Below are 5,200 nucleotides of genomic sequence, written 5' to 3' on the forward strand. Positions count from 1 at the left end.
CCGCGACGCGGGCCAAGATGAATCGGCTGGGCATTTTTACCGGTGCTGACCTGCGTGATATCCCGCGTGACGTGCTGACCCGTCATTTCGGCAAAGCTGCTGCGTTCTATGCGTCCATCGCCTGGGGCATTGACGATCGTCCTGTCGTGCCGGACCGGGTGCGCAAGTCGATTGGTACCGAGACGACGTTTGAGGCCGATCTGACGGATTTTGCCAGCGCCTGCACGGTGCTCGACGGGCTGTGCGACAAGCTCTGGCGGCATTGTGAGGCGCAATCACTGCGCGGACGCACTGTGGTTCTGAAGCTCAAATATGCCGATTTCCAGATCACGACACGCACCCGGTCCAATCCTTCTCCATTCTCAAGCCGAGATGCGGTGCGCGAGCAGGCTGTGGCATTGCTAGAAGGGTTCTTTCCCCTTCAGCGTGCCATTAGGTTGATGGGCGTCACGCTGACCGGGCTCGGTCAGGATGAGGCCGAGGGCACGGCAAAAGAAAAAACCGCACAATTGACACTTTTTGGTGAATCACCCTGCTGACTTTTTGCATGGTGCAGCGTTCACTGAGTCCAATGCTCTCTTGTGGAAGGATCTGCCGTCATGATTTCAGTTTTTTCCACCTCATCGCTCTGGCTGGGTGCCGTCGTTTCCGTACTGATCTGCGCACTTGGCGCAGGTTGAACGCTTAAACCTGACGTAAACTTGACCGGGCGGGGTGACAGCAGGCGCAGGGGCTGGCAAAGCTGAGCCTCTAGCGACCAGAAAATAGGATTGGGGAAATTGTGATGGGTGCCGGGCAGGCAAAGGCGACACGATCGCCACTTGGCATCATCCTGCCGGTCGTCTCACTGAACCTCATTATCTATGTCGTCATCGGCCTGCCGATGGCAGTCATTCCGCTCTTCGTGCATAATGTCCTGCACTGCAACACGGTCATCGCCGGGTTTGCCGTGTCGCTGCAGTATTTCGCCACCTTTGCGTCGCGCGCATCGGCGGGAAAACGTATCGACACCCAGGGGCCAAAGCCGGTTGCGGTGCTGGGTCTGGCGCTTGGCGTCTTTTCCGGCCTGCTGCTTCTGGTGGCAGGGCTTGGCAAATCGGTCATCCCACTCTCCCTGATCTGCCTTTTCGCCAGTCGTCTGGCCCTTGGCTGGGCAGAAAGCTGGGCCTCGACAGCTGCAATCGTCTGGAACATACGCCGCGCAGGGGCAGCAAATACGGCTCAGGTCATCTCATGGAATGGAATAACTTCCTATGGCGGTATCGCCCTGGGTGCCACGATTGGCGAGCAGCTGTCGCATCTCGGTGGCGGCTGGGGCGGGCTGGTGAGTCTGGGTGTTCTCTCGACCCTGCTCCCCGCCATCGGCACGGCACTGGCTAGCACCTATCCCGCGGTTGCCCCCATACGCCATGATGCGCCCGCCATGTCTTTCGCCAAGGTGTTCCGTCTCGTGCTGCCTCATGGCTGCGCGCTGGCAGCGGGATCCGTCGGATTCGGGGCAATCTCGTCATGCCTTGCGCTCTATTTTGCGGCGGAGCACTGGCCGGATGCAGCACAGGCTCTGGCTGTATTCGGTATGGTCTTCGTCATCGTGCGCTTCGTTTTCGCGCGCCAGATCGGACGTATCGGCGGGACAAATGTCGCGCTTATCTCGCTCGGTGTTGAAACACTCGGATTGCTGATACTGGCCTTTCTCCCCTCTGCTGAAGCGGCCACTCTGGGCGCTGCAGTAACCGGAGCGGGTTTTTCACTGGTGTTTCCGGCACTGGGCGTTCTTGCTGTTGATCGCGCCGGGGCGGAGAATCGCGGAGCCGCGCTTGGGGCCTTTTCGGTATTTCTCGATCTCGCCATTGGCGTGTCCGGCCCGTTGCTGGGGCTCGTCATCCATTCTGCGGGTTATATGGCCCTGTTCATCTTCACAGCTTGCATTACATTTCTCGGCATCGTGCAGGTGCTGAGATTGCAGCGAGCTGCAAGGCCCTGACGTCACAGGTCGAAGGAAAATCCAGAAATGACAATCGCTGCCGCCGCTGTCTTTTGCGGCTCGCGCCATGGTTCTGTCCCGGCTTTCGGTGAAGCCGCCCGCGCAATGGGAGCCGGTCTGGCAGAGCGTGGCATCCATCTGGTCTATGGTGGCGGGGCAGTGGGGCTTATGGGTGTGGTGGCCGCAGCCGCGTTGCAGGCTGGTGGCGAGGTAACCGGGATCATCCCCGAATTCCTTCACGGCCGCGAGGTCATGAACGAGCAGGTGACGGATCTGATCATTACCGAGTCGATGCATGAGCGCAAACGGCTGATGTTCGCGCAGGCCGATGCGTTTCTGGTGCTGCCAGGCGGACTCGGCACCTTTGACGAACTCATGGAAATCATGACGTGGCGCCAGCTCTCGCTGCATGACAAGCCTATCCTGATCGTCAACGTCGCGAATTGGGCTGTGCACGTGATTGCGGCTCTGGAGGCAGCAATCGAGCAGGGCCTGGCAGATGCCTCGGCGCGCAGGCTCTATCAGGTTGTTCCTGACGTGGCTCAAGCTCTCGAAATTCTGGGTAAAACCAGAAAGAGCGAGGAAAACATCGAGACAGGTCGACTTTGATCGTCTGCCCCCCTTGCAGAACCGCCCATCTGGCAGTATAGCCCCATCCATCGGTTCGGAGTGTAGCTCAGCCTGGTAGAGCACTGTGTTCGGGACGCAGGGGCCGGAGGTTCGAATCCTCTCACTCCGACCAGAATTTCCACAATTCTGGTCATTCTGGCGGTCTGGTATTGCTGAACAGGCAGACTATCCGCCCACCGATTATTTCCGATATCATCTCTCTCACATCAGAGACCTCGCGTTTCTTCGTTGGCTATGCTGCACGATTGTCTGCACAAGCCATGAACCTCTCGCCAGACAAGCCCTGACCCGGTATCGGGGTAATCAGGTCCATTATGGTAAAAGGGGGAAGGGGCGTTGCGCAATCGTTTGTGCTTTCTGATGCTCACTCTCATCCTGATCGGCGCGCTTGTCGCCGGAATTTTTATTGGGCGCTATCCGCTTTCACTTCACGCAATCGGGGCCATGATGGCCGGGCATGGTGCCGCCGAAACACGGGCCGTGCTGCTTTACGCCCGCCTGCCAAGGCTGATCGGGGCCATGGTGGTTGGGGCGGCGCTTTCAGTGTCAGGAAGCGCGTTTCAGGCGGTTTTCCGTAATCCGCTCGTTTCGCCCGATCTGTTGGGGGTACTGAGTGGCGCGGCTTTCGGGGCGGCGCTGGCCATCCTGCTGCATGGCAGTAGTGCGGTAGTGGGGTTTTCGGCCTTCGCCGGAGGGTGTTGCGCCGTGGCCTGCGGCTTTGGCATCGCGCGGCTGGTGGGGCGCGAGGGTATCTTACCGCTGCTGCTAGGCGGGTTGATCAGCGCTGCCCTGTTCACCTCTTTTCTCTCGTTACTCAAATATGTGGCTGATCCATTCGATCAGTTGCCAGCCATCATCTACTGGCTGCTCGGGAGCCTCGCCCGAACACAATGGATGCAGCTTGCCTGGGTGACACCCTTATGTGTGCTGGGCATGGCGTTGCTGTGGCTGGGTTCGCGGGCGCTGGACGCGATGGTTCTGAGCGATGACGAAGCCCGGAGCCTTGGCCTGCCGGTTGGGGTCATGAGGATCGTCGTGCTGGCCCTTGCCACGTCGCTTGGTGCTCTGACGGTTTCCATAGTCGGGATTATCGGCTGGGTCGGGCTGATTGTGCCCCATATGGCCAGACTCATTATCGGGCCGGGACATCGCCTCATGTTGCCTTTCGCGGCGCTGATGGGGGCGGCGGGGCTGATGCTGGCCGATACCGCAGCGCGAAGCCTGACAGCGTCCGAGATTCCTCTTGGCATGATGACCGAGCTTTTCGGGGCGTTAGGCTTCATCGTGGTGCTGAGGCATCTGCGTCGCGAAGGGCAGTTATAAGTGACATCCCTTGCGACACAGGCTCTCGGCTTCACCCGGCGTGGACGTCCCATACTCGATGATGTAACGCTGAATTTTGCTGGCGGGCAACTGGTCAGCCTCATGGGGGCAAATGGCGCTGGCAAGACGACGCTGCTGCGGCTGATGCTCGGTCTTATCGTGCCCGACCGGGGACGTGTTCGGGTCAATGATGTGCCCCTGACCGATCTTTCGCGCATGGATCGGGCCCGATTGCTGAGCTACGTGCCGCAAAACAGGGAGCATCTGCCGCCCTATGATGTTATGCAGGTGGTGCAGATGGGCAGGATGCCGCATGGCGGGCTGACAACGCGCCTGTCCAGGGCGGACCGCGACAGCATCGAGTGCGCCATTGCGCAGCTCGGTTTGCAGGATCTGGCGCGACGGCCCTGCACCGCACTATCGGGGGGCGAGTATCAGCGCGTTCTTCTGGCAAGGGCGCTGGCGCAGGAGACACCGGTTATCGTGCTGGATGAACCATTGGCCGGGCTCGATTACGGCTATCAGCATCGATTGATGGGGCTGCTTTCCACCCTGGCGCAGCAGGGCCGTCTGGTCATCATGACAGTGCATCAGCCTGAGATGATCTACCGTCACGCGAGCCATGTCGTCCTGCTTGAGGCCGGGCGCGTGGTGACACAGGGACGACCGCGTGATGTTCTTGAGGCCGGGCGTCTGAGCGCGTTTTATGAAATTGCCCTTCAACATTACGATCATGGTGCTGAGCGCTTCTTTGCACAAAGGGATGAGGCGGAATGAGAAGTTTCGGTTGGGGTGCTGTGCTGAGCGGGTTTCTGGCGGTGGCCACTCCTCAGGAGGCATCAGCCCTGCCAGCAACGCCGCCTCCCGCGCGCATTGTGGATGGATGGTATGCCCATAACGCCACGCTGATCATGCTGGGCGCAGCAGACAGAATTGTCGGTACGGTCGTCTCGCCGTCGCGCTTTGCCTGGATGTATTGCGTCGCCCCATCCCTGCATCAGGCCCATGTTTTTGGCAGCATGGTGCTCAATGCCGAGGCTGTTCTTGCCCTTCAACCCGATCTGGTTTTTGTCACCCGTGATTCCGGTGTGGCAGGTACCTTGCAATCTGTCGGGCTAAAAGCGGCGCCTGTCGGCTTTACCGATTTCGCGGGGATGCTGGCGACAATCGATCAGACGGCGGTCCTTTTGGGGACGGATGAGGCAAAGGCTCAGGCCGCCCGCTATCGCACGGCTTTTGCTGCGCTCGACAGGCCGCCAGCGG

The 5,200-nt window shown here is 59.9% G+C and carries 4 protein-coding genes, 1 tRNA gene and 2 pseudogenes; all 7 read left to right on the plus strand.

What is annotated here, in order from left to right; genetic code table 11:
- Positions 1–539 (plus strand): annotated as a pseudogene (locus tag P792_RS39240) (DNA polymerase IV); the annotation flags it as partial.
- Positions 540–784: 245 nt separating this feature from the next.
- A complete protein-coding gene (locus P792_RS33320; RefSeq protein WP_023979682.1) occupies positions 785–1,984 on the plus strand; it encodes an MFS transporter in 1,200 nt (399 codons plus the stop codon).
- 27 nt (positions 1,985–2,011) lie between these two features.
- Complete coding sequence (locus P792_RS33325) at positions 2,012–2,593, plus strand: TIGR00730 family Rossman fold protein (RefSeq protein WP_023979683.1); 582 nt, start codon at positions 2,012–2,014, stop codon at positions 2,591–2,593.
- A 56-nt stretch (positions 2,594–2,649) separates the two neighbouring features.
- Positions 2,650–2,726, plus strand: a tRNA-Pro gene (locus P792_RS33330).
- A 248-nt stretch (positions 2,727–2,974) separates the two neighbouring features.
- Complete coding sequence (locus P792_RS33335; RefSeq protein WP_031241429.1) at positions 2,975–3,937, plus strand: iron ABC transporter permease; 963 nt, start codon at positions 2,975–2,977, stop codon at positions 3,935–3,937.
- Complete coding sequence (locus P792_RS33340) at positions 3,938–4,714, plus strand: ABC transporter ATP-binding protein (RefSeq protein WP_023979685.1); 777 nt, start codon at positions 3,938–3,940, stop codon at positions 4,712–4,714. It abuts the gene before it with no gap.
- A pseudogene (locus tag P792_RS37765) lies at positions 4,711–5,200 on the plus strand (hypothetical protein); the annotation flags it as partial. The gene P792_RS33340 and the pseudogene P792_RS37765, both read left to right, overlap by 4 nt.

Source organism: Asaia sp. SF2.1 (assembly GCF_000505765.1).
Lineage (GTDB): Bacteria > Pseudomonadota > Alphaproteobacteria > Acetobacterales > Acetobacteraceae > Asaia > Asaia bogorensis.

Bases quoted from the DNA above. Each gene is read 5' to 3' on its own strand.
- P792_RS33320 (WP_023979682.1), top strand. From the start codon at position 785: ATGGGTGCCGGGCAGGCAAAGGCGACACGATCGCCACTTGGCATCATC.
- P792_RS33325 (WP_023979683.1), top strand. From the start codon at position 2,012: ATGACAATCGCTGCCGCCGCTGTCTTTTGCGGCTCGCGCCATGGTTCT.
- P792_RS33335 (WP_031241429.1), top strand. From the start codon at position 2,975: ATGCTCACTCTCATCCTGATCGGCGCGCTTGTCGCCGGAATTTTTATT.